24 protein-coding genes are annotated in these 23,276 nt (G+C 36.2%); 11 read left to right on the forward strand and 13 right to left on the reverse strand.

Features of this window, described 5'->3' with window-relative positions; translation table 11 throughout:
* The first annotated feature begins 272 nt into the window (after positions 1-272).
* The gene (locus AB3U99_RS20285) at positions 273-746 is read left to right on the forward strand and encodes a hypothetical protein (RefSeq protein ID WP_400243540.1); all 474 of its coding nucleotides are present in this window, start codon (positions 273-275) and stop codon (positions 744-746) included.
* 482 nt (positions 747-1,228) lie between these two features.
* A complete protein-coding gene (locus AB3U99_RS20290; protein WP_400243542.1) occupies positions 1,229-2,470 on the forward strand; it encodes an MFS transporter in 1,242 nt (413 codons plus the stop codon).
* Here AB3U99_RS20290 and AB3U99_RS20295 read toward each other — a convergent pair.
* Positions 2,467-2,757 (reverse strand): hypothetical protein, encoded by a 291-nt coding sequence (locus AB3U99_RS20295; RefSeq protein WP_400243543.1) that lies wholly within the window; start codon positions 2,755-2,757, stop codon positions 2,467-2,469. The genes AB3U99_RS20290 and AB3U99_RS20295 overlap by 4 nt on opposite strands.
* Before the next feature lie 216 nt (positions 2,758-2,973).
* Here AB3U99_RS20295 and AB3U99_RS20300 point away from each other — a divergent pair, with 216 nt between their 5' ends.
* Genes AB3U99_RS20300 through AB3U99_RS20325 form a run of 6 tightly spaced genes read left to right on the forward strand, consistent with a single transcriptional unit; the run spans position 2,974 to position 8,545 of the window.
* Entirely contained in the window at positions 2,974-4,419 is a 1,446-nt protein-coding gene (locus AB3U99_RS20300; protein ID WP_400243544.1) for a menaquinone biosynthesis decarboxylase, read from the forward strand.
* Complete coding sequence (locus tag AB3U99_RS20305; RefSeq protein ID WP_400243545.1) at positions 4,406-5,422, forward strand: UbiA family prenyltransferase; 1,017 nt, start codon at positions 4,406-4,408, stop codon at positions 5,420-5,422. The genes AB3U99_RS20300 and AB3U99_RS20305 overlap by 14 nt, the downstream gene beginning before the upstream one ends.
* 45 nt (positions 5,423-5,467) lie before the next feature.
* Positions 5,468-6,040 carry a UbiX family flavin prenyltransferase gene (locus AB3U99_RS20310; RefSeq protein WP_400243547.1) on the forward strand — a complete coding sequence of 191 codons (573 nt, stop codon included), beginning with the start codon at positions 5,468-5,470 and terminating at the stop codon, positions 6,038-6,040.
* A gap of 4 nt (positions 6,041-6,044) precedes the next feature.
* Positions 6,045-6,989 carry an ABC transporter substrate-binding protein gene (locus AB3U99_RS20315; RefSeq protein ID WP_400243549.1) on the forward strand — a complete coding sequence of 315 codons (945 nt, stop codon included), beginning with the start codon at positions 6,045-6,047 and terminating at the stop codon, positions 6,987-6,989.
* 60 nt (positions 6,990-7,049) lie between these two features.
* Positions 7,050-7,799 (forward strand): ABC transporter ATP-binding protein, encoded by a 750-nt coding sequence (locus AB3U99_RS20320; protein ID WP_400243551.1) that lies wholly within the window; start codon positions 7,050-7,052, stop codon positions 7,797-7,799.
* Positions 7,796-8,545: an ABC transporter permease gene (locus AB3U99_RS20325; RefSeq protein ID WP_400243553.1), complete on the forward strand. Its 750-nt coding sequence runs from the start codon at positions 7,796-7,798 to the stop codon at positions 8,543-8,545. The genes AB3U99_RS20320 and AB3U99_RS20325 overlap by 4 nt, the downstream gene beginning before the upstream one ends.
* A 538-nt stretch (positions 8,546-9,083) precedes the next feature.
* Here the strand turns inward: AB3U99_RS20325 and ehuA are convergent.
* The 8 genes from ehuA to AB3U99_RS20365 all read right to left on the reverse strand — a co-directional run bounded on the left by ehuA (position 9,084) and on the right by AB3U99_RS20365 (position 16,877).
* Complete coding sequence (gene ehuA / locus AB3U99_RS20330) at positions 9,084-9,923, reverse strand: ectoine/hydroxyectoine ABC transporter ATP-binding protein EhuA (protein ID WP_400243555.1); 840 nt, start codon at positions 9,921-9,923, stop codon at positions 9,084-9,086.
* A gap of 70 nt (positions 9,924-9,993) precedes the next feature.
* Positions 9,994-10,665 (reverse strand): ectoine/hydroxyectoine ABC transporter permease subunit EhuD, encoded by a 672-nt coding sequence (gene ehuD / locus AB3U99_RS20335; protein ID WP_400243557.1) that lies wholly within the window; start codon positions 10,663-10,665, stop codon positions 9,994-9,996.
* Between the two features lie 3 nt (positions 10,666-10,668).
* Positions 10,669-11,316 (reverse strand): ectoine/hydroxyectoine ABC transporter permease subunit EhuC, encoded by a 648-nt coding sequence (ehuC, locus tag AB3U99_RS20340; RefSeq protein WP_400243558.1) that lies wholly within the window; start codon positions 11,314-11,316, stop codon positions 10,669-10,671.
* Positions 11,317-11,377: 61 nt separating this feature from the next.
* Positions 11,378-12,250: an ectoine/hydroxyectoine ABC transporter substrate-binding protein EhuB gene (ehuB, locus tag AB3U99_RS20345; protein ID WP_400243559.1), complete on the reverse strand. Its 873-nt coding sequence runs from the start codon at positions 12,248-12,250 to the stop codon at positions 11,378-11,380.
* 18 nt (positions 12,251-12,268) lie between these two features.
* Positions 12,269-13,456: a M20 family metallopeptidase gene (locus AB3U99_RS20350; RefSeq protein WP_400243560.1), complete on the reverse strand. Its 1,188-nt coding sequence runs from the start codon at positions 13,454-13,456 to the stop codon at positions 12,269-12,271.
* Between the two features lie 16 nt (positions 13,457-13,472).
* On the reverse strand, positions 13,473-14,684 hold the full coding sequence (locus AB3U99_RS20355; protein WP_400243561.1) for a cystathionine gamma-synthase family protein: 1,212 nt from the start codon (positions 14,682-14,684) through the stop codon (positions 13,473-13,475).
* Between the two features lie 36 nt (positions 14,685-14,720).
* On the reverse strand, positions 14,721-15,677 hold the full coding sequence (locus tag AB3U99_RS20360) for a cyclodeaminase (RefSeq protein WP_400243563.1): 957 nt from the start codon (positions 15,675-15,677) through the stop codon (positions 14,721-14,723).
* A 12-nt stretch (positions 15,678-15,689) separates the two neighbouring features.
* Positions 15,690-16,877 carry a M24 family metallopeptidase gene (locus tag AB3U99_RS20365; protein ID WP_400243564.1) on the reverse strand — a complete coding sequence of 396 codons (1,188 nt, stop codon included), beginning with the start codon at positions 16,875-16,877 and terminating at the stop codon, positions 15,690-15,692.
* Positions 16,878-17,150: 273 nt separating this feature from the next.
* Here AB3U99_RS20365 and eutB point away from each other — a divergent pair, with 273 nt between their 5' ends.
* Positions 17,151-18,158, forward strand: a complete 1,008-nt coding sequence (gene eutB, locus AB3U99_RS20370; protein ID WP_400243565.1) for a hydroxyectoine utilization dehydratase EutB — start codon at positions 17,151-17,153, stop codon at positions 18,156-18,158.
* Positions 18,159-18,179: 21 nt separating this feature from the next.
* On the forward strand, positions 18,180-19,778 hold the full coding sequence (locus AB3U99_RS20375) for a PucR family transcriptional regulator (protein WP_400243566.1): 1,599 nt from the start codon (positions 18,180-18,182) through the stop codon (positions 19,776-19,778).
* Positions 19,779-19,892: 114 nt separating this feature from the next.
* Here AB3U99_RS20375 and AB3U99_RS20380 read toward each other — a convergent pair whose 3' ends face one another.
* From AB3U99_RS20380 to AB3U99_RS20390, 3 genes are all read right to left on the reverse strand, one after another.
* The gene (locus AB3U99_RS20380; RefSeq protein WP_400243567.1) at positions 19,893-20,207 is read right to left on the reverse strand and encodes a YdeI/OmpD-associated family protein; all 315 of its coding nucleotides are present in this window, start codon (positions 20,205-20,207) and stop codon (positions 19,893-19,895) included.
* Positions 20,208-20,358: 151 nt separating this feature from the next.
* Entirely contained in the window at positions 20,359-20,544 is a 186-nt protein-coding gene (locus AB3U99_RS20385) for a hypothetical protein (protein ID WP_400243568.1), read from the reverse strand.
* An 8-nt stretch (positions 20,545-20,552) separates the two neighbouring features.
* Positions 20,553-21,005, reverse strand: a complete 453-nt coding sequence (locus tag AB3U99_RS20390) for a hypothetical protein (RefSeq protein ID WP_400243569.1) — start codon at positions 21,003-21,005, stop codon at positions 20,553-20,555.
* A 181-nt stretch (positions 21,006-21,186) separates the two neighbouring features.
* Between AB3U99_RS20390 and AB3U99_RS20395 the strand changes: the two genes are divergently transcribed.
* Positions 21,187-21,909: a 3-ketoacyl-ACP reductase gene (locus AB3U99_RS20395; RefSeq protein ID WP_400243571.1), complete on the forward strand. Its 723-nt coding sequence runs from the start codon at positions 21,187-21,189 to the stop codon at positions 21,907-21,909.
* A gap of 352 nt (positions 21,910-22,261) precedes the next feature.
* On the opposite strand, the gene AB3U99_RS20400 is transcribed toward AB3U99_RS20395, so the two are convergent.
* Positions 22,262-22,876: a nitroreductase family protein gene (locus AB3U99_RS20400; RefSeq protein WP_400243572.1), complete on the reverse strand. Its 615-nt coding sequence runs from the start codon at positions 22,874-22,876 to the stop codon at positions 22,262-22,264.
* Between the last annotated feature and the right edge of the window lie 400 nt (positions 22,877-23,276).

The following is a 23,276-nucleotide window of genomic DNA, read 5'->3' on the forward strand; positions in this document are numbered from 1 at the left end:
TGATTAATTACTAATTGGTAAGTAGTAAATAATACAGAGATTAATACTAACTTATTTGTCTATTACCATTCCAAAGCAGCATGGTTATTGCCCCTTAATATATAATTCCCAAAAGTTCGTTGTAATGAACACCTTTTCTCCTATAAATAACATGTTTATTCCTTAACTTGAAGAGCATTTCAAGAATAGAATAATAATAGATTACTTATTTTATTATTTCCAATCGTCAAGTATAATTTTATGAAAGGAAACTTTTTATAGGGAGGTATAAAATGGGAGAGTTTTTTAAAATTATAGCTGAGATTGTCAATATTTTTCACGATATTATCATGGAAGTTGCCTCTATTCTTGGCTGGCAAGCTACAGACAAAGATTTACATTTATGGATTATCGGCATCATCGGAATTATTTCATTCTTTATTGTGCAATTTATCTTTAAACGCTTAGCAGCCTGGAGCATCAAGAGTATTTCTTTTATCTATACATTTACGCTTATCCTAGTATTAGTATTTGCTATTGAAATTCAGCAGGGGATTACTGGACGGGGGAATATGGAGTTTGCAGATGCTGTTGCAGGTATTAATGGTTTTCTCCTTTTTTTCGGAATATATCTAGTAATCACCTTATCTTTTAAGGGACTTAAAAAGTTCCTTCATAAAAGAACCAATCAATCAGACAGCAATAACAGTCCTACAGAAGAAAATAATGAAAATCTTCCATCTCGTCAATCCCGTTATCATAAATAATGAGGCTGGGACATAAGTATTCCAGCCATAGATAAACCCGAACAACTATACGGTAGTTCCATATGATTGTTCGGGTTTATATTGGTTTATAAAAGGCTGTTTCAGTAAAGATGGTGTTATTATCCGCAGCCTGAATACACTTCGCTTTCCATGGGGCGAGCGCCGAGCCGCTTCACAGCTCACGCTCCTGCAGGGTCTCGGACTTTCTCGTAGCTCCCTTAGGGAGTCTACGTGTATTCAGGGTGCTCCGTCTTTCCAATTAATTAATTTTTTCTATTTCCATAATAGTTTAGAGAAAAACAATCTTTAAAAACGAATTAGTTTTTACACTGACTATATTTAAAATCATAAATAACTAGCATGAAAAAGGAGCCTTTATTTAAGGGCTAAATTAAGGATTGTTCGTCTTTACAGGTTGGCTATTTTGTTTTGTCCCAGCCTATTTTTCACGCCACATAGTTAGGAAAAAAGGAAGGATGCCTATGGATCACATCAACGCTTCTCGTAAAGAACTGTCAAAGCTTAATTACTATCTTCTCCTTATTATCATTTTTGGCGGGTTCCTTATTTTCGGATTATCAGAGAATGTCAAAGGACCTGCCATTCCAATCATTCAGGCAGATTTCCTTTTAAGTGAGTCACAAATTGGATTTTTGCTTGCAATTAATTCACTCGGATATTTAATTGCCTGTACATTTACCGCTGCCCTAGCTAATAAAATTGGTATTAAATGGACCGGTATTGTTGCTTTTGCATCTATGGCAGTCTCTGGAATATGTCTTTATCTCTCTGAAAAATATTTTACCCTTTCTTCCTCCTATTTCCTTTTATATATTGGAAACGGGATGCTTGAAATCGGTCTCGGGATAATGGCTGCTCGTATTTTTACAAAAAACACTGGATTTATGATGAATCTTGCTCACTTTTTCTATGGATTAAGCTCTATGGTGGCACCACTCATTGCATCTTGGATGATGAAATGGACAATCGCAGGAGAGGAATTAGGCTGGCGAGGAATGTATTTTATTGTATTACTATTTGCCCTTTTGCCTATCATTCCTTCTTTCTTCGGCAAATTTCCAGTGGAAGAAAGAAGCGATGCTGAGAATGTATCTTATCGATTTTTACTCCGCGATCCAGTTGCTTGGCTCATTGTAATGATTCTCTCCTTTGGCGTAGTGTCTGAACTAGCTGTAGGAGGCTGGTTAGTTAACTTTTTAATTAAAGCGTATTCCTGGAATGTAGAAACAGCTTCTAGTATGTTATCAATGTTTTTCTTATTTTTTATGCTTTCCAGACTATTTCTTGGCCCGTTAACAGATAAAATCGGCTACACACTTTCCATCATGATATTTGCTGGTTTCTCGGGTATTTGCAGTTTTGCTGGCATTATCATTGGAGAAAAAGGGGCCATTCTTTTTGCGATTGCAGGAATTGGCATCGCCCCCATTTATCCGACTGTCATGGCATTACTTGCAAAAAGATATCCAAAGGGAACTGGTACTGCCATTACCTTTACAGTTACATTGATGGGAATTGCAAGTGTACTCGGAAATCTGCTCATTGGCGTCATTATAGATGGGATAAATCGTTTGTTTAATACGAGTAATGGTGTCATTGGACAACAGGCAGGCTATGGATTTATTGCATTATTATCCATACTTTGCTCCATTTGCTGTGTCATCTTATACTACTATTTACGTAAGAAGAAGGAGATTATTTAATGGTTGTTTGATGCACATTTAATCTTCAGAATAATTGATTTTATCGCAATCGTTGTCATGGCGAGTAACATAAACACAACGCAACACCCGATGTAAAAAAGAATGTCTGGAGAATACCCTGATTGATAAAAGAAATAAATAGATACAACTATTAACACTGTAAGAAATATTTCAAAGAGAAAAGCTGTAATCATAAAAGCTAAATAAGGATAAATGATTCCTTTATGGTCTACAAAAGTCAAAGTAATGCCATCCCAAAAAATATCTGCTAATCTAACAATGCTCAATATTGTCCCTCTCCTTCTGAATTTTCTATATATACTAAACTATGATTTCTGCTTTAAAAACATGCCTTATCTTAAAAAGGACAGTCCCTCAGCTTCATTTACGAAAGTTGAGGGACTGTCCTTAATTTGTCACACTTACTTGAATAGACCGTCTTTAAATTGCCGATAATCTATGTTACTTTTATCACATACTAATTTTTAGAAGGAGACTGTACAATGGCATACAAAGATTTACATGATTTTGTCGCCGCTTTAGAGCAAGAAAAAGAGCTAAAACGGATACAAGTCGAAGTAGATTCAGAACTAGAGATAACCGAAATCACCGATCGAATCTCCAAACAAAACGGTCCTGCTCTATTATTCGAACAAGTTAAGGGATCAAATTTCCCACTCCTAATAAACGCGATGGGTTCTTATAAAAGAATGAATATGGCGCTTGAAGTAGACGACTTAGACGTCATTGGAAATCAAATTGGTGAATTTATAGACATGACGACCTACTTAGGACTTATGAATAAGTTCAAAGCACTTCCAAAGCTAAGTCGACTAGTCAATGTTTTTCCTTTAAAAGTTCCTAAAGGTGCTTGTCAGGATGTGGTAGAGATGGACCCTGATCTAAACACTTTACCAATTTTAAAATGTTGGCCGAATGATGGAGGGAAATTCATTACACTTCCACTCATCATGACGAAAGATCCTGAAACTGGTCAACAAAATACGGGGATGTATCGCATGCAGGTCTATGATAAAAATACGACTGGCATGCATTGGCATTTACATAAAGATGGAAGAGAAATATATGAGAAGTATAAAAAACTCGGCGGAAAAATGCCTGTTTCCGTTGCTTTAGGCTGTGATCCAGCAATAACCTATGCTGCAACCGCTCCACTTCCTAAGATGATTGATGAGATGATGTTTGCAGGATTTTTGCGGAAACGCCCTGTAACACTCGTAAAAAGTAAAACAAATGATATTTATGTTCCAACAAATGCAGAATTCATTTTAGAAGGCTATGTAGATGTAAATGAAGAACTTCGCCTCGAGGGTCCTTTTGGTGATCATACTGGCTATTATTCATTAGCAGACTTTTATCCGACCTTTCATGTAAAATGCATCACACATAAAAAAGATGCCATCTATCCAACTACTATTGTAGGGAAACCACCGATGGAAGATTGCTATTTAGGTAAAGCAACAGAACGAATTTTCCTTCCACTTATAAAAATGCAATATCCTGAAATTGTTGACTATAACTTTCCTCTCGAAGGAGTGTTTCATAACTGTGTAATTGTTTCGATTAAAAAACGCTTTCCTGGTCATGCCAAGAAAATCATGAATTCATTATGGGGTATTGGCCAAATGATGTATACAAAAATGATTATTGTAGTAGATGAAAACATTGATCCACATGATCTCTCTACAGTTGCCTGGAAGGTCTTCAATAATATTGATGCCAAACGTGACCTAGTCATAAGTGAAGGACCACTTGATGCATTAGATCATGCTTCCAACATGTCCCATTTAGGCTATCGGCTTGGTATCGATGCAACAAAGAAATGGTCTAGCGAAGGACATACAAGAGAGTGGCCGGATGATATTGAAATGACTAGTGAAATGAAAGAGTTTGTATCAAGGAGATGGAAAGAATATGGTCTTGACTAATGTCTTATATAAAGTGAAACAATATGGCACCTTAGTTATGTTCCAGCATACGATTTTTTCGCTTTCCTTTGGCCTGGTATCCATGACACTTGCTGCCAAACTTACAGCAACTAGCTTTTTGTCACCTTGGAAAATTTGTTTAATCCTGATTTCTCTATTAAGTGCACGGACAGGAGCAAATGCGATTAATAGAGTAATAGATGCAGAGATTGATGCTAAGAACCCACGAACAGCATATAGACAGCTTCCACAGGGGCTTTTAACAAAGAAAGAAGTCATCCTCTTTTCTTTGTTTTGTTTTATCGTAATGGTCATATCGGCTTTTTATATCAATCCATTATGTGCCTTACTGTCACCAGGCGCACTCATCTTTCTGGTCGCCTATTCTTATACGAAAAGATTTACCTTTCTATGCCATCTCTTTCTTGGAGTCACCTGTGCCATTGCGCCGATGGGGGCTTGGATTGCGGTAACAGGAGATTTAGGTGGATTTACACCAGCATTTTTGGCTTTTATAGATATGATTAAATCCTTTTTATTTGGAAATTTCCATCAAGTAGGACCATTTTTTCAAGATATGATTCATTCTTTTATTTCAGCCTTTACAATCGATAATACCATATTCGTCCCACTCCTCCTATCTGCAATTAATGCATGCTGGGTGGCTGGATTTGATATTATATACGGCTCACAGGATATTGAATTTGATCGTGCCAATGGTATTCATTCGATTCCGGCAAAATTCGGTCTTAAAAATGGACTACATATTTCTACCTGCCTCCATTTCGTTGCTGTTTTGTTTTTATATCTTGTTGGCTTGATTACCGTAAGTTTTGGATGGATTTATTTTATTGGTGTATTTATCATCACAGTCCTTTTAATAATTGAACACATTATTGTAAAACCGACAAATCTGAACCATGCAAAAATTGCTTCTTACAGTATTAATGAAGTAGTTAGCATTGTATTTATTCTTTTTCCTATCGCTGACATATATTTGTGATATTAATCACAATGTAAATAGAACTCTTTTGAAAGAAGGATTAAAATGAAGACTTTTATTATTGGCCTCACTGGAGCTAGCGGCAGTATCTACGGTTTACGTCTTATCGAAGAGCTTGCAAAACGGGATTATTTAGTTCACGTTATTGCAACAGATACGGCTAAACAAGTCATTCCTTTTGAAACAGATATCCATCTAGAAGCTTTTTTAGAAGATTTACAACAAAAGGGGTATCGGGTTGTTCTTGAAGACGCAGCTAATTTTTTCTCAAGCGTTGCTAGTGGTTCCTATCAAACTGACGGAATGATTATAGCACCATGTTCCATGGGCACGCTTGCTGAGATTGCACATGGTATTTCCGACAATCTTCTTGATCGCGCAGCAGATGTTTGTTTAAAGGAAAGGCGTCCACTTATTCTTTTAGCAAGGGAAACACCAGTAAACCTCATTAACTTAGAAAATATGCTGACATTGACAAAAGCGGGCGCAACCATATTTCCAGCTTCGCCTGGATTTTATAGTAAGCCAACTACGCTTAACGACATTATTGATTTTATGGTTGGTAAAATACTAGATTCCTTACAGATTGAAAATACATTATTCAAGAAATGGAGCTAATAAAATGAAATTCGCAAAAAAATATTTACTCATCCCCTTTATGCTAATGATTCTTTTGACCGTAACGGCTTGTTCAGAGACTACTGAAACTGCCAAAAATAGTTCCAATAAAATCACGTTTGGCTTAATTGGCTCGATTGACGCCATTCCAATGATTATCGCTGAAGATCAGGGCTACTTTCAAAAACATAATGTGGAGGTAGAATTACAGTCATTTAAAAGTGCTAAAGATAGAGATGCTGCATTCCAAGGTGGAAATTTAGACGGCATTATCAGCGATTTAATTGCCATTGGTTTATATAACGAAGCAGGCTTCGATGTAAAAATCACCGGCTCAACAACTGGGAGCTTCGTATTTCTTTCCAATCCAAGCATTACTGATATCCATGATTTAAAAGGGAAAAATGTCATTGTTTCCAAAAATACTTCGATTGAATACACATTAGATAAAGCATTGGAATCAGTAGGATTAACTGCAGATGATATAACAAAAGAAGAGGTTCCTTCCATCCCCACTAGACTCGAGTTGCTGAATAATAACCAAGCAGATGCAGCTGTTCTTCCTGAACCTTTTGTCACCATGGGATTACATGCAGGTCTTAACGCATTAACATCCACAGATGCACTACATCTTGATCCTTTTATTACTGCATTTACACAAGAATCGATTGAGAAGAAAGGTCCCGAAATTATTGCCTTTTATGAAGCTTATGATGAGGCAGTTGATTATTTAAATACGCATGCAATTGATGAATACATGGATATTGTTATTGAAAAAATTGGTTACCCTGAGGAGCTAAAAGAGCAAATTAAGCTGCCAGAATTCAGAAAAAATAGCCTTGCGAAAGAAGAAGATATTGCCTCTGCTTTTGACTGGTTAAAAAGCAAAAAGCTATTAACAAAAGAGTTAAAGCCGGTAGATGTGTTATCCAATATAGCAACTAAGTAAATTTCGCATAAACCAATTTTAGGGGGAAACTCCCCCTATTTTTTATAAAAGGAGTTTATTATGTTAGAAATAAAAAATGTAGATGTCTTCTATGACAAAAATCAATCTGAAGTCTTAATAGACATTAATTTGCAAATCAAAACGGGTGAAATTTACGCTATTATTGGTCCTTCAGGCTGTGGTAAATCGACGTTGCTAAAGGCCATTTCTGGTTTAACTCCATATAGTAAAGGAGAGATTTTACTAAACAAGAAAAAGATTTCAGCTAAGCATCATACAATCGGGCTTATTCCACAAAACTATGGACTGTTGACTTGGAAAACGGTTTTCGACAACATCCTTCTCCCATTAAACATAAAAGGTCGTCAAATTGACAAAACCACCTTAACCAACATTGATGAGATAATGGAAAAACTCGAAATTAGGTTGCTTAAAGATCAATTTCCAAATAAATTAAGTGGTGGACAAAAGCAACGCGTTGCAATAGCTCGAGCTTTCGTTTTACAGCCTGATATTCTATTAATGGACGAACCATTCTCTGCATTGGATGCGTTAACGAGGGAAAATATTCAAGAGCTATTTTTAAAGATATGGAAAGAACAAAACATCACCACCCTTCTCATTACCCATAGTGTAGAAGAGGCCATTTATTTGGGGACTAAAATTGTGATTATGTCTCCTTCTCCAGGAAGGATAATCACAATTTTAGATAATCCTGTTCACAAGATAGAGAATAAACGAACATCTTTGGAGCATTTACAAATAGCAACTAACATTCGAAATATCATGACAAAGGAATGGAAAAAATGAAAATCATTGATAAATGGAAAGATTTCTTATTCGGTTTTATTTCCATCATTCTTCTTTGGTATGCTGCTTCTCTCATTATCAACAAGCCTATATTGCCATCACCTATAAAAGTACTTGCTAATCTCCAGTCTCTAGCATCGCAGGAAATTTATATTCATTTAGGCTATAGCCTTGTCCGAATTTTTGCCGGAATAGCAATTTCTGTAATCATCGGACTATTACTTGGTGTATTGATGGGACAATCGAAAAAATGGAATAAGTTATTAAATCCAATAATTTATTTTACTTACCCTATTCCCAAGATTTCCTTACTGCCTGCAGTTATGTTAATTTTTGGTTTAAAAGAATCATCGAAAATTATCATGATCGTTTTAATCATCGTTTTCCAAATAATTATAGCCGTTCGCGATAGCGTTAAGGATATACCAAAAGAAACCTACTATATTCTTCGGTGTCTAGGTGCCAGTAAATGGAGAGAATTTAAAGAAATCACTCTCCCGGCTGCGCTCTCCTCCATTCTGAGTTCCATTCGCATTGCTTTAGGAACAGCTATCTCCATCCTATTTTTCACAGAAATTTATGGAACGGAATATGGAATGGGATATTATATTATGGACGCTTGGATGCGCATTAATTATCTAGATATGTATAGTGGAATTATCGTCTTGAGTTTATTAGGTTTTATCCTTTTTGTACTTATCGATTTAATAGAAGATACTTTTTTAAGGTGGAGAAATAACGAGTAATTGATTGGAATCCTTCGGTGAAATAGAGTGAAAACCTAACATGAATAGGTCTTTCACTCCATTTTTAAACTTTATTATTTTTCTTATTGGCAGTGTTATTATTTATTGTTGATTTTCTTGTAGGTATGTGAATTCATAGGCGGAGATATTCCGATTAACTGCTCTAAAAAAGACAAAATCCAAAGATTTGGATACTATAAGCGGAAAAACCTCCTTTATTTTTAAGGAATTAGGAATATTTTGGCAATTTAAACGAAATTCTACCGTTTATCTTTTAAACATAGTAAAATTAACATTCAGTTATAACAGTGCCTTCTTATTAAAAGGCTGTTTTCTAAAAGATTGTTGTTTTTTCTATAGGAATAAAATTAGTTGAAAAAATGGAGCAGCCGGAATACACGTAGACTCCTGTGGGATTAGCGAGACAGCCTGAGACCCTGCAGGCGGAAGCAGACCGCGGCTTTAGCGCGAGCCCCACGGAAAGCGAAGTGTATTCCGGCTGCGGGGAATAGCAACAAACTTTACGAAAAACAGCCTATTAAAAAAAGCTGCTTGCTCGAAATCTTTGAAGAAACTCTATCGTTCTTTCGTGTTTTGGGTGCAAGAATATTTGGTTTGGTGTACCTTGTTCCACAATTACTCCATCAGCCATAAATATAATGCGGTCGGCGATTTGGCGAGCAAACTCCATTTCATGTGTAATAAGAAGCATCGCCATATCCTCTTCTTTTGCAATCTCCCGAATAACCTGCAATACTTCTCCAACTAATTCTGGATCAAGTGCAGCCGTTACTTCATCAAAAAGCATAATTTTTGGTTTCATAACAAGGGCTCTTGCTATCGCTACACGTTGTTGCTGACCACCAGATAAATTAGCAGGATAAGCCTCTAGCTTATTTTCTAGACCTACCTTTGTTAACATCTCAATTGCTCGATCTCGCGCTTCCTTTTTTTCTCTTCTTAATACACAAATTTGCGCTTCCATCACATTTTGCAATATAGTCATATGTGGAAATAAATTATATTGTTGAAAAACCATACCAATATCACCACGCATTTTCCGAAAATGCTTTTCAGAAGCTGGTATTAGCTTTCCATCTATTTCTTCATGCCACAAATGCTCCCCGTTAATTTTTATTGTTCCTGAGGTAGGTTTCTCTAAGGTCATTAGCATCCTAGCAAGAGTTGTTTTTCCTGATCCACTCGGACCAATAATCGCTACTTTTTCTCCTGGCTGTACTTGAAGATCAACACCACGTAATATTTCCACATCTCCAAAACTTTTACATATATTATGATACTCTACGAGAGACTTTTCTGTTAATTTATCACTTTCGATATTTCTTTCTGTGGAAACCATGGATAATACACTTGACATCATTCATCCTCCTTTTAAAAATAGCGCTAGCGCCCTGCACTAATTATTTTTATAAAATAGTTCCCTATCTCTAGACAACGACTTTCCCAAATTTCCGACTAATTTTTTGCTCGGCATAACGAACAGCTAACGAAGCTGGATAACTCAACAATAAAAAAAGAATCCCTACTAATGTAAATGCTTCTAAATAGCGAAAAGAGGAAGAACCTATGAGTTTAGCCGCTTGCATCATTTCTACTAATGTAATAGCCGATAACAACGGTGTTTCTTTGAACATTACGATAAAATAATTTCCAAACATTGGTATAACAGGTGCTATAGCTTGAGGAAGAATAATTTTTTTCCACATATCTAATTTGGTAAAATTAAGCGCAATTCCTGCCTCCCACTGCCCTTTTTCTATAGATTCAATTCCAGAACGATATACTTCAGACAAATACGTACTATAATGCAGGCCTAACCCAATGACACCGCAAACGAATGGCGATAATGATACACCTATTTCTGGTAAGACATAGAAAAGAAAAAATAGTTGTACAAGCAATGGCGTATTTCGAATAAATTCAATCAAACAAGATACGAGTAGGGCAAGAGGCTTAAAAGAAGATCTACACCCTAAAACCCAGATTAATCCTACTATAGCTGCTATGATAAACCCGATAATTGTTGCTGCTATCGTTACCCACATGGCATTTATTATTTTTGGAATTATTGAAAACGTAAATCCCCAATCCCAGATCATCTTTTACACCTTCCCTATCGTATATTTTCGTTCCAGCCATTTCATGAATCTAGTTAAAGGAAAAGCGATTATAAAATAAAATAGTAAAAGCAAGGTAAAAATTTTAGTTGTCTGCATAGTGGAAGTAATTAGGGTCATTGCTTGAAAGGTTAAATCCGATAGAGTTACAAGTGAAACTAATGCTGTTCCTTTTAATAATTCAATTAGGAGATTTCCGAATGTTGGTATCATCATACGGATTGCTTGTGGAAGTATAACAATCTGATATTTTTGCTTTACTGTCATATTTAAAGCAATTGCTGCTTCCAATTGTTGTTTTGGTACTGCTTGAATCGAACTTCTTACTACTTCTGCTCCATACGCACCATAATTCAACCCTAACGCCAATACTCCGGCAGTCATTGCACTTAACTCAACTCCGAGAAGTGGAAGAGCGAAATATAACCAAAATAATTGAACTAATAGAGAGGTTCCCCGAAAGATTTCAATATAAATATTGGCAATATACCGAATCAATCGGTAGTTAGCTAGTTTCATAAATCCTATAATAAAAGATAATACTCCAGCAAGTATGGCAGAATAAATCAATACTTGTATCGTAATTCCTGCACCACTCATCAATGATTTTATTAGATCCATCGTGGTATACATACGCATATCCTCCTCTCTTTGCTAACTGTAGACGTATGACTCGTTATTAATCTTAAATCCATTATTCTTGAGACAACGATTCAGCTGTAGCATCTCCAGGTAATTCTTGTTCCGTAAACCCAAATTCACTAATGATTTCTAAAAGTTCTCCAGATTCTTTCATCTTTTCTAGTTCTTCATTAAAAGCTTCTCGAAAATCATCATCGTCTTGTCTGAAAACTGTTGCTCCGTATCCTCTAACATTTTTCCCATCAATAACTGGTTGTTCAAAATCCATCACTCTCTCTATACTGCTATCATTAGCAGTATCTAAAACTGCCTGCAAAGAAGGACCTGTCATTCCAATTACATCTACTCTTCCAGATTTCAAAGCGGAAACAGCACTTGGATTATCTGGTACGATAACAATCTGGTCTTCACTTATTCCCATTTTGGATAAGTAATCAAATTGTATCGCGCCCGTCATTACTGCAATTTTTACGTCTTTATTCTCCTTGATATCTTCATAACTGTTAATTTGGAGAGGATTCCCACTTTTTACAGCTATCGCTTCCCCTATGCTATATTCTGGGTTGGCGAAATCCACTTCTTTACTTCTTTCAGGTGTGATATACATACCTGCTGTAATTAAATCAAAACGGTTCGCCTTCAACCCAGGGATTAGTGAACCAAACTCTGTTAATACTCCTTCCATTTCTTCAATACCAAGTCTGTTTAAAATGATTCTTGCCACTTCCACTGCTTCTCCCGTTAATTCTCCATCTGGAGTGGTGTAAGCATAAGGAACTTCATTTGCAAACCCAACCGTAATTTTCCCCGATTCCTTTACTTTTTCAAACGTTGTCTGATCCTTTTCCCCACTAGATGTAGAAGAACAAGCTGATAAAACGATAATAAAAATAATTCCGCATAAGCTCATCATCCATTTTTTCATCATCATACCTCCGTTTTATTAGGATAGTCCCAAGATTATGGTTTGTGTAAGAATGGCAACTCCTATTGATAGGCAACTTTCATCTATGTCAAAAATCGAAGTATGAAGTTCTCTCTTTATTCCATCATCCATACCGCAGCCTAGAAAAAACATGGCGCCTTTCACAGCCTGAGTCATATGAGAGAAGTCCTCCCCACCTAATCCAAACGGCTGATCCATAATGGTTATTTCAGGATATAGAATTTGTACACTTTTCCTTATTTGTTCATTCACTATCGCATTATTATACAGGGCAGGCTCTCCCTTATTGGCTTTAAAGGTATAGTTTCCGCCAAGTACTTCAACAACAGATATTGCTCTTTCAAGCTTCTTCATTAGGTCATCCCTTACGATCGGGCTATAGCTTCGTAAAGTTCCTTGAAAATAAACTTCCGATGGGATAATATTACTAGCTGATCCTGCTTTTACTTCACCAATACTGATTACTGCTGGATCAAGAGGAGAAATCTGTCTTGCTACAATCCCATGTATGGATTGCAGTACAGGGCCAAGCATCCATATCGGATCTGTACCTAAGTGTGGGTAAGCCCCATGTCCTCCTGTTCCTTGAATAGTTGCCTCAAATACATCAACATTCGCCATACTATAGCCATCATGAATAAGAACATTCCCTACCTGTTGCTCCGGACTCATATGAAGTGCAAGTACCATATCGACGCCTTCTAGCACACCTGCTTCCACTAAATATTGTGCACCTGTTTTCCCCCTTTCATCTGCAGCCTCTTCTGCTGGCTGGAAAATAAATGTAACAGTTCCTGTCCATTCCTTCTGTTTCATCAATTTTCCCACGAGCTTTGCCACACCTAAAATAATGCTTGTATGGGCGTCGTGTCCACATGCATGCATCACTCCATCGTTTTTTGAACGATAGGAGTGACAACCTTCTTCCTTAATGGGAAGAGCATCCATATCTGCTCTTACTGCAATATGCGGCCCTTCCCCATTCGTTAATATTCCTACTACAGCTGTCTCAATCGAGTCTATTTCTTTTATTTCCATTCCTGGAATGAGGGAGAGCTTTTCCATCACTATTTCCTTCGTTTGATATTCTTTGAAGCTCAATTCGGGAGATTGGTGAATTTGTCTACGGACGGCAATAAGTTCATCCATAAGTATTTCTGACTCCCGCTTAATCCAACCGTGCATTCCATTCACCTCTCTCTTATAAACTAGGTGCTGCTTGTGATTCTTTTAAACTAGCAAAAGCGTTCTCTAAGTCATCAATAAGATCCTCTAAATCCTCTATACCAGCAGATATTCGAACTAATCCATCTGGAATTCCCATTGCAGCTCTTTCTTCTGCCGAACATTCCACATGACTAGTTGTTCTTGCTGGACCATATGTTGTTTCGACTGCTCCCAAGTTTGCTGCTCGATTGGCATATTTTAGCTTGGGCAATAGCACTTTAACTGCCTCCATACCACCTTCTAATGAAAAACTAAGCATTCCACCATAGCCTTTCATCTGTTCCTTTGCAATATCATGATGAATATGATCCTCTAATCCTGGATAAAAAACTTGATCTACTAATTCTTGTTTTACCAAATATTCAGCTAATCCTTGAGCATTTTTTGTTTGTTGCTCCACTCTTAATTTCAACGTCTTCATTCCTCTTAGTAATAAATAGGCTGCCCATGGATCTAGTGTAGCCCCATTTATTTCACGATAATGATAGATTTTTTCTACTAATTCTTTTGCGCCACAGACCACTCCACCTAAAGCATCTGCATGCCCTCCAAGAAACTTTGTTGCACTGTGTAGAACTAAGTCTGCCCCAAGCTCTAGTGGATTTTGATTAATTGGTGTTGCAAAGGTATTATCTACTACAACCAATGCCCCTACTTCTTTTCCAACTGCAGCCATTCGACGAATATCTGTAATCTTAACCGTTGGATTGGTTGGCGTTTCTAAGTATAGAATCTTACATCCTTTTTGAACTTCTAATTCAATGGCATCATGATCACCTGTCGCACATAAGGCAACCTCTATATTCATATTTGGTAAAAATTCAGTGAAGATTTTATTTGTTCCTCCATACGTATCTTTAATAGAAACAATGCGATCTCCTGGTCTTAAAAAAGTATATAGCGTATTACTTATAGCAGCCATACCTGTTGAAAAACTGGTTGCTGCTTCTGCTCCTTCCAATATTTTCACTTTATCTTCAAAAGCTTGCACAGTAGGATTAGTATTACGTCCATAAATATGTCCCTGTTTTTTTCCAACTGCAACATCATACCATTCATCCATATCATCATAGTTATAGGCAACACTTACTACTACCGGCACTTGTGTTGCTCCATGAACAAGTACTTCCTTTTCACCAGCCCAAACTGCTTTAGTGCCAATATTTACTTCTCTTTCTTTTGTCATATTTTCCGCGCCTCCTCTGAAGTTTGATTCTATTAATTAAACACTTTTATCCTTTAGTAGGTTATAAGCATAATAAGCACAAATGGTATCCTGTACTCCAGTACCGGTTAAATCACAAATCGTAACCTGTTCCTCATTCACTCTTCCATTTTTTTGCAATGAAGTGATTTCCCCAAGTTCTATAACCCCATCCATGTCTAGCTCATCTCTCACATGATGCAATTCTCCTAAACGAAAGGATTGTTCCTTCACATCACAAACCACTACATCCACTTTTTGAAAAATAAGCGGATCGATTTCTTGCTTATGTTCAGCATCTGACCCCATCGCAGTAATATGCAATCCCGGGTGCAGCCATTCTGCTCGTATGAGTGGGACTGTTGATGGAGTGGTCGTAACAACTACATCACTTTTACGAACTACCTCTTCCACACTTTCTGCCATTATTATCTTTACAGGGAGCTTACTTTCCATTTCTTCTTTATAACGTTCCACATTCTCTCTATTTCTTCCATAAACTAGAAGTGTTTTGAAGGGTCTTACTAAATACAAAGCTTCCATTTGCACTCTTGCTTGCATGCCTGTTCCGATAACACCTGCTACTTCAACCTGTTCCTTAGCTAAATGCTTTGCAGCTACTGCACCAGCAGCTGCTGTTCGAACTTCAGTTAAATAGCCGTTATCTAATAAAAGTGCTTCTGTTAATCCTGTCTTTGCGCTTAATAAGACCATCATCCCACTTAAACTTGGAAGACCTAGAATATGATTTTGAAAAAAACCTGAAGAGATTTTAATTGCAAAAGAATCCATACCTTGAACGTAAGCTGTTTTCACATCCACTTCCCCGTCATATGTAGGAAAGTCCATCCGTAAAATAGGTGGAAGATTTATTTCCTTTCTTGCAAGTTTTGTAAAACCACCTTCTATTTGTACAATGATTTCCCTATTAATAGAAATGTATTTTCTTATTTCTTGCTCTTCAAATACAAACATAAAATGCACCCTTTAATAGATCTTCAATTCTGGTTTTATAAATAATTCTCTTGGAAAATCAGCGAATACTTCACAACCTGTTTCTGTTACTCTAAAGGCTTCACTTACTTCAATTCCATATTGATCAAGCCAAATTCCTGGTATCAAATGAAATGTCATATTTGGCTGAAGAATCGTTTGATCTCCCTGACGAAGACTTGCTGTATGCTCACCCCAATCAGGTGGATAGTTAAGTCCCATGGAATATCCAATCCGAGATTCCTTCTCAAACCCACTTTTAGCAATCGTTTGGCGCCAAACACTCTCTACTTCTTCACAAGTAATTCCAGGTTTAATAGCATCTAATGTCGCATTTAAACCTTCTACGACAACATCCGCTAAATATTTCACCTTTGGATTAGGTTCTCCAATAAAGACTGTTCTAGCTAAAGGAGAATGATAACGACGATAACATCCAGCAAGTTCCAAGATAACTGGATCTCCTGCTTTATATAGCTCATCTGTCCATGTTAAATGTGGCGTAGATGTTTTCTCTCCAGAAGGTAACAAAGGGACAATTGCTGGATAGTCTCCTCCGAACTGATCTGTTCCAGAAATTTGTGCATGATAAATTTCTGCAACGACATCACATTCTCTAACTCCCTCTTGAATGGAATCGATTCCTTTTTGCATTGCCTTTTCAACAATACGAGCGGCATTTTTCATATAAGCAATTTCTTTATCAGATTTAATAATGCGTACACGATTTACTAGATTGGTTGCATCTACAAATTTGGATTGAGGAAGGCCGGTTTGAAGTTGACTATAGCATTTCGCCGTAAAATAATAGGTATCCATTTCCACACCTATTGTCCGCTTGCTTTGCCCAATTTCTTTTAAAATATTGCTTACAAAATCCATGGGATGCTTACTCACTGATTGAACATAATCATCGGTATATGGAATAATATGATTTTCATCAATCCATGCAGTCACCTTTGCTCCGTTCGCATCCTGCCCTCTTCCAATCCAAAACGGCTGATCTTCATCTACTATAACAATTAACACTTGATGTACATAAAAGGACCAACCATCATAGCCTGATAAATAATTGATATTGGCTGGATCTGTAACAATTAATATTTCTATTCCTAAATCCATCATTTTGCTTTTTGTTTTCTGTAGTCTTGTTTGATATTCACCTAATTCAAAATGCAACATGTTAAAACTCCTCTCTAACGTACGCTTTTATTTACATATAAGGTTATCTTTCTTAACATAAAGTCTACTATCAACCCTCAAAAGAAAACTATTGTTCAATTTGTAAGAAATTTCAGTATATTTTTCATACACTTTTTACAATGGAATTTTTAGTGATAAAAAGATATTTTTAAATAAAAGGAATTTTCTGAAAAAATATAGAAGTTTCTATAAAAATGTGTCATACTATATCACAACATGTTTATATGAAACTTTCTCTTAGGAGGAAGAAAGATGATAATAAATAAAGATAGAAATCAATCTGCAGCTATTACATTACAAGATGTATGGAAAGCAAAAAAGCGTATAAGCCAGCTGCTTTCGAGAACACCATTATATTATTCACCGGTTTTATCCGAACAAACAAATAATCACATTTATCTTAAATATGAACATTTACATGAAAGTGGAGCCTTTAAGCTTCGAGGTGCTATCAATTCTCTGCTTTCATTAACTACAGAACAAAAAAGTAAGGGGGTTGCAACCTTTTCAACTGGTAATCACGGCTTAGCCCTTGCCTTAACTGCCAAAAAACTAGGAATTCCAGCAACTATTTGTGTATCTAATAGGGTACCAGAAGCAAAATTGAATCGGATTCGATCATTAGGGGCTTCCTTGGAAATTTACGGAAAAAGTCAAGATGAAGCAGAAAGTAGATGTTATCAGCTACAAGAGGAGCAGCAACTAACGGTAATTCCTCCATTTGATCATCTAGACGTAATTGCCGGTCAGGGAACAATTGGACTAGAACTATTAGAGGATTTACCGACTATTGATTGCGTCATTGGTGGGCTATCTGGAGGCGGACTCATGTCTGGAATCGGTTTAGTTATGAAAGAAACAAATCCTTCTATTAACGTGTATGGTGTTTCGATGGAAAAAGGTGCTGTTATGCATGCAAGCTTAACAGCAGGACATCCTGTTAATCTTCCAGAACATCATACTTTAGCAGATAGCTTACTAGGTGGTTTAGGCGAAAATAATCAATATACTTTTCCCCTTATAAAAAAATACCTTGATTACTCAGCTCTTATTCCTGAAAGTAGTATCGCTAAAGGGATGGCTTATCTTTACAAGCACCATCATATAGTTGTAGAAGGAGCAGCAGCTATTGGAGTTGGCGCCATCCTTGACGATCATCTTACTTTTGAAAATAAAAACATTGTAGTCATTATTTCAGGCTGTAATGTCAGTTTAGCTGACCATGCACAGGCAATTCAACCGTACTTAACTACTCTTTAAAGTCATTTCGAGGTGATCAGCTTGCTTTATACGATTAAAGATATTTTAAGCGAACCAGTCTTACAGGGAGCAGTGCTTCTTTCTGGAAAAAACAAAATAAATTCACTTTCCATTGAATCGGTTTCTGTCATTGAAATGCCTGTAGAAGACTTTGTTCGAGAAAAAGAACTAGTGTTAACAACTGCAATGGGCTGCGGAAGCAGCAACTCCCTCTTTTTATCATTTGTAGAGGAAATTTATAAATCAGGAGCCGTAGCACTTGCCATTGCTGTTGGACGTCATGTTCAAGAAATACCACCAGAAGTAATTGCATTCGGCAAAGAGAAAGATTTTCCTATTATTCATTTACCATGGGAATTACGCTTTTCCGATATTACTAAAATGATTTACCGACAAATAAATTTTTCGCAAGAAGAAGCAATTCGTATAAATGATGATATACAAAAACAACTCCTCCAATTATTCTTAAACAACCAGCCACTAGAAGAAGCATTACAATTGTTGAGTAACCACTTTGATACAGCTATCTTGCTATTCTATGGTAAGAATTTGATTTTGCCTGTAGTATCCAATCCTGTTACCCCAGCGAGCAAGATATGGAAAATTATTGAAAGTCAATCCATAACCAATCCTACTACTATTCATAAAGGCAACCAATATAAGTTCCAAATATTCCCGATTTTAACAATCACTAAGCAACCCTGCTATTTAGTATTAGAAATCCAAAATACGTGTGCACTTCAACCATGGTCCTTTATCCAACAACATGCTACCAATCTTCAACTATGGTTTCAAAAACAAGCAGCACTTCTTTCCAATCGAAAAAAAGAAAAAGAACAATTTGTCCAGTTACTCATTAACGGGAGTTGGGAAAACAAAGAGCAACTGCTCGAAAAAGGAATTTCCTTGCAATACGAATTGGATATTCCATATGTATGTATACTTGGTCAGCCGGAAAAAGTAGACGAAAATGGGGAAAAATTAATAATTACTCTCTACGACATTAGTTCTGATATTGCCAAAAAGCTAAACAGAAAAATTATCCACGCTTTTGTACAAGGGAGATTCATTTTATTTGTGGAAGTAGTCAATAGCAATCCAAACATATCTGCCAATGAATTTTTAGATCATATTGATTTTTATATCCAAAATGGAACGCTTCCTTTATTTTCGTGGGGAATTGGCGAAAATCACGCAGGTCTCTACACCTTTCATGAAGGATACAAAGATAGTATGACAGCACTAGAAATAGGCAGAAATTACAAAGGACCTGGTACGCGAAGCACCTATGCTAATACAGGAATATTACGTGTCCTCTCTGTGTTAAACGACAATCCTACAGTAACAGAAATGATGCATACTATTATGGGGAAAGTAGCTAGCTATGATTCAGACAAAGGCCTTGATTTATTGCATACACTTGCTGTTTACTTAAAGAAACACTCGAACGTAAGTCAAACAGCAAGAGAACTTTCGCTTCACCGACAGTCACTGCTTTATCGCTTAAAAAAAATCGAAACCTTAACTGGCCGATCTTTAAATGACGCCGATGACCTATTTCTTCTTCAACTATGTTTGCAACTATGGACCCTTCGCTTTAATCAATGGGGGGGAGACTGATAAGCTTGACATGATGAAATGAAAAAATAACATAGATAAAAGGATTACGTACTCTCCCTTTTCAGAAGAAAGTTAAGTAATCCTTTTGTTTTAAAGTTACTATTCTTCCTAACCTTATTCCCATTTCATCTCTCTTCTATATATATCCCTACTCTTATACCCAGACGCTAGAATGACCTTCATCTCCTCTTTCCTTTTTACTCTAGTGCCTTCTTGCTTTGCACTATATACATACCGCGCCCAGTCCTTCCGATACCCAGGTGTTAGGGATTGGTAAAAAGCTAATAGCTCCGGCGAATCTGTTAAATCATTTTCAACATCCGGGATCTTTTCAATGTAATCATCTACCCGCTGACTTGCTTTTGAGGAAACTGTTTCTTCCTTGTTTTTTTCTTCCTCCTTTAAACCAATCACAGTAAAAATATCCATCCAATCCAACCATTCGCGCAAATTTTATCTTACTTTTCCCAACATACCCTTCTGAATCTGTATCTAATCCTTTAAATAATTCATCACGGTGAATATAAGTGGGGTAAACTTTATTACCTTTCTTCGGATATCTAAAAAGACATACCTCTTCTTATTTAAAGATTCGTTTTTGAATAATCTTATCGACCATTTCTCGCATCTCATCCATATCTAGTACAAATGCGAATATAGCATCGTATTTGTTTTGAAACTCGGTATCATACTCTTCCAATCCTATTATGGTGTTCTTAAATAAATAAGAAGGAGGATAAAGAATGTCAAAAACAATTGTCGACAAATTACTTATTATTCACCACTATCTAAGCTTACTTTCAAATGACCAATTGCAAAAATAATAGCCGCAATTCCTAACCAAATAGAATGCCCCCATATAGCTATTGCAAAAAAAATACAGCAAGGCAAAAGTGCTAATGGGATAGGCATAAACAGAAAAGACTTTGTAAGAAACCTGTAGTCTCGGTCATTCCTTACATACCTTATCCAAAGAAGATAATACAAGAGGAGACAAAGAAAGGATAGAATCAACCAAACATCTATGAATTTTACTGGATTAGTAGTGATAGATAATAGAAATAGACAGCCTATTTGTCCTATCCTTTCCAAAAAAATAAAGATAAATGGCGTACTTCTCGTTTTAGAAGGTATATTTTTTGGTGAAAAAAAGATAATAAACAGGATATTCGGTAGAAGTAGTCCAATAGCAAGAACAAAACCAATAGGAGACAAAGAAAAAGACATATATAAACCTCCTTTTTAGTGGGAACATTTTGATTTTATTATCCTTGTTTTTCTTCTCCCACACAACGGAAAAAGGAACAAATCTTTTTCTCTAAGCGGCTTTCTTGCTTATAGTTACAGAAAATCATAAAATAATAAAAGTAACTGAAGAAGATCATTATCTTGAAAGGAGTTGCTTATAATGGCACAAGCTTTAAAAGGAAAAGTTGCATTCATTACTGGAGCAGGAAGAGGAATTGGGAAAGCTGTAGCGATTGCATTAGCAAATGAAGGAGTAAATGTGGGCTTACTTGCTCGTACAGAAGAAGCGCTAAAAGAAGTAGTTAATGAGGTTGAAGCACTTGGTGTCAAAGCTGCATATGCGTCTGTTGACGTATCTTCTTTAGAAGAGGTAGAACAAGCCATTTCTACCTTAACTACCAAGCTTGGAAAAGCAGATATTTTAATTAATAATGCTGGTATTGGTAAATTCGAGTCTCTTTTAGAAATGAGTCCAAATGAGTGGAAAAAAATCATCGATGTAAACCTAATGGGTCCATACTATGTAACGCGCGCAGTTCTGCCACAATTAATTGAAAAAAATGGTGGAGACATTATCAATATTTCGTCTACAAATGGTTTAAATGGTGCTGCAACATCTAGTGCTTATAGTGCTTCTAAATTCGGTCTAATTGGAATGACAGAATCATTGGCACAAGAGGTACGCAGAAACAATATTCGCGTTACTTCCTTAACACCAAGCACCGTTGCGACAGAGCTAGCTGTTCAAACAGATTTGATTAAAGGCAGTGCAGAGAAGTACATGCAGCCAGAAGACATCGCTGAGCTTATTGTTTCTCAATTAAAATTACATCCAAGAATCTATGTAAAAACAGCTACTGTAATAGGAACAAATCCTTTCTAACAGTTCTAAGTCAACCTATAAGTTCTTAACTGTGAACAAAGTAAATGGGAATGAGGCTGGGACAAAAATAAATAGCCAACCTGTAAAGACGAACAATCTCTAATATAGCTATGTAAATATAGGCTACTTTTCACAGTTGCTATTTATGATTATAAATATAGTCATGTGTAAAAAACAATTCGTTCCATTGCGTTTTTAAAGGTATTTCCTAAAAAATTATGTTTTTCCAATTAAAAAAGCCCGAACAATTATACGAACATTCCGTTGGCATCTTCGTATAATTGTTCGGGTTTATCCTAAGTTGGAATACTTATGTCCCACTCTTACCTTTTACTAGCATAATTATCTGAAATTAATAAAATGTTGTAATTTTTTCAACTGGCAATCTGCTTGTATTAAACGCTGGTGCCGCTGCTTTTCCGATTGCAATTAGGGTAATAGGAAATTGATTTTCTGGTAACTCAAAACGTTTTGCAAATGCTACTTTATCAAATCCTCCCATTGTAACTGTATCATATCCGCGCTCTTTTGCTAATAATAGAATTTGCATCGATATTAATCCTGCATCATAGCTTGCAATTTGCGCTAATGTTTGTTTTGGTAGATTTGGATATAAACTTTGCGTATTATTAATCGTTCTATCTGCAATCGACTGATCCATATATCCAAGGGAAACATTTTTTTTATAGATTTCCTCTACATTTTTGTAAGCCTCTGTATCTCCTAAAACAGCAATAATAGCAGAAGAATCCTCAATTTGCGCCTGATTGTTGCCAATTGCTCGTAATTCTTTTTTGATTTCTTGATCTTGGATAACAATAAATCTCCAAGACTGCAAATTGCTAGAAGATGGTGCACTCGTTGCTAATTCTAGGATTTCTTCTAATTCCTTTTTGTCTATTTTGTAAGCAACATCATAAACTCTAACCGATTTACGATCTTTCATAACTCGTTCTAAGTGTGACATATTTTTCCTCCAATTAAATCTAAATTCATTGTATACAAGAACTAACTTATCATTAGTAAGTAACAATTGTCAAAGATGATGATTTAATTTTCCTATTTGAGGAGGATTAACAATTGGTTCGTTTCCCACTGATTTAAGGTTCCCTTGATTTTTATTAACAAATTAAAAATTCTTGCATACAGATAAAATTAGATTCTATACTGTCCACCAAAGGGAAGATTTATTGCTTATATCACATACTACACCAAAAAAATTTTTGAATAATTTAATTATTTCGTTAAGTTGGTCAATCACAATGATAATAAGGGATACAGACACTTACAAAAATATTCATCTGCTTTTTCCGACAGTAATATTGACCAATATTATTTGACAGAAGCAACATTTTTCGAGATAATCG

The organism is Niallia tiangongensis, from assembly GCF_044704065.1.
GTDB lineage: Bacteria > Bacillota > Bacilli > Bacillales > Cytobacillaceae > Niallia > Niallia tiangongensis.

Coding starts and splice junctions, on each gene's coding strand:
- AB3U99_RS20285 (WP_400243540.1), top strand. CDS start 273: ATGGGAGAGTTTTTTAAAATTATAGCTGAGATTGTCAATATTTTTCAC.
- AB3U99_RS20290 (WP_400243542.1), top strand. CDS start 1,229: ATGGATCACATCAACGCTTCTCGTAAAGAACTGTCAAAGCTTAATTAC.
- AB3U99_RS20300 (WP_400243544.1), top strand. CDS start 2,974: ATGGCATACAAAGATTTACATGATTTTGTCGCCGCTTTAGAGCAAGAA.
- AB3U99_RS20305 (WP_400243545.1), top strand. CDS start 4,406: ATGGTCTTGACTAATGTCTTATATAAAGTGAAACAATATGGCACCTTA.
- AB3U99_RS20310 (WP_400243547.1), top strand. CDS start 5,468: ATGAAGACTTTTATTATTGGCCTCACTGGAGCTAGCGGCAGTATCTAC.
- AB3U99_RS20315 (WP_400243549.1), top strand. CDS start 6,045: ATGAAATTCGCAAAAAAATATTTACTCATCCCCTTTATGCTAATGATT.
- AB3U99_RS20320 (WP_400243551.1), top strand. CDS start 7,050: ATGTTAGAAATAAAAAATGTAGATGTCTTCTATGACAAAAATCAATCT.
- AB3U99_RS20325 (WP_400243553.1), top strand. CDS start 7,796: ATGAAAATCATTGATAAATGGAAAGATTTCTTATTCGGTTTTATTTCC.
- ehuA (WP_400243555.1), bottom strand. CDS start 9,923: ATGTCAAGTGTATTATCCATGGTTTCCACAGAAAGAAATATCGAAAGT.
- ehuD (WP_400243557.1), bottom strand. CDS start 10,665: ATGATCTGGGATTGGGGATTTACGTTTTCAATAATTCCAAAAATAATA.
- ehuC (WP_400243558.1), bottom strand. CDS start 11,316: ATGTATACCACGATGGATCTAATAAAATCATTGATGAGTGGTGCAGGA.
- ehuB (WP_400243559.1), bottom strand. CDS start 12,250: ATGAAAAAATGGATGATGAGCTTATGCGGAATTATTTTTATTATCGTT.
- AB3U99_RS20350 (WP_400243560.1), bottom strand. CDS start 13,456: ATGCACGGTTGGATTAAGCGGGAGTCAGAAATACTTATGGATGAACTT.
- AB3U99_RS20355 (WP_400243561.1), bottom strand. CDS start 14,684: ATGACAAAAGAAAGAGAAGTAAATATTGGCACTAAAGCAGTTTGGGCT.
- AB3U99_RS20360 (WP_400243563.1), bottom strand. CDS start 15,677: ATGTTTGTATTTGAAGAGCAAGAAATAAGAAAATACATTTCTATTAAT.
- AB3U99_RS20365 (WP_400243564.1), bottom strand. CDS start 16,877: ATGTTGCATTTTGAATTAGGTGAATATCAAACAAGACTACAGAAAACA.
- eutB (WP_400243565.1), top strand. CDS start 17,151: ATGATAATAAATAAAGATAGAAATCAATCTGCAGCTATTACATTACAA.
- AB3U99_RS20380 (WP_400243567.1), bottom strand. CDS start 20,207: ATGGATATTTTTACTGTGATTGGTTTAAAGGAGGAAGAAAAAAACAAG.
- AB3U99_RS20390 (WP_400243569.1), bottom strand. CDS start 21,005: ATGTCTTTTTCTTTGTCTCCTATTGGTTTTGTTCTTGCTATTGGACTA.
- AB3U99_RS20395 (WP_400243571.1), top strand. CDS start 21,187: ATGGCACAAGCTTTAAAAGGAAAAGTTGCATTCATTACTGGAGCAGGA.
- AB3U99_RS20400 (WP_400243572.1), bottom strand. CDS start 22,876: ATGTCACACTTAGAACGAGTTATGAAAGATCGTAAATCGGTTAGAGTT.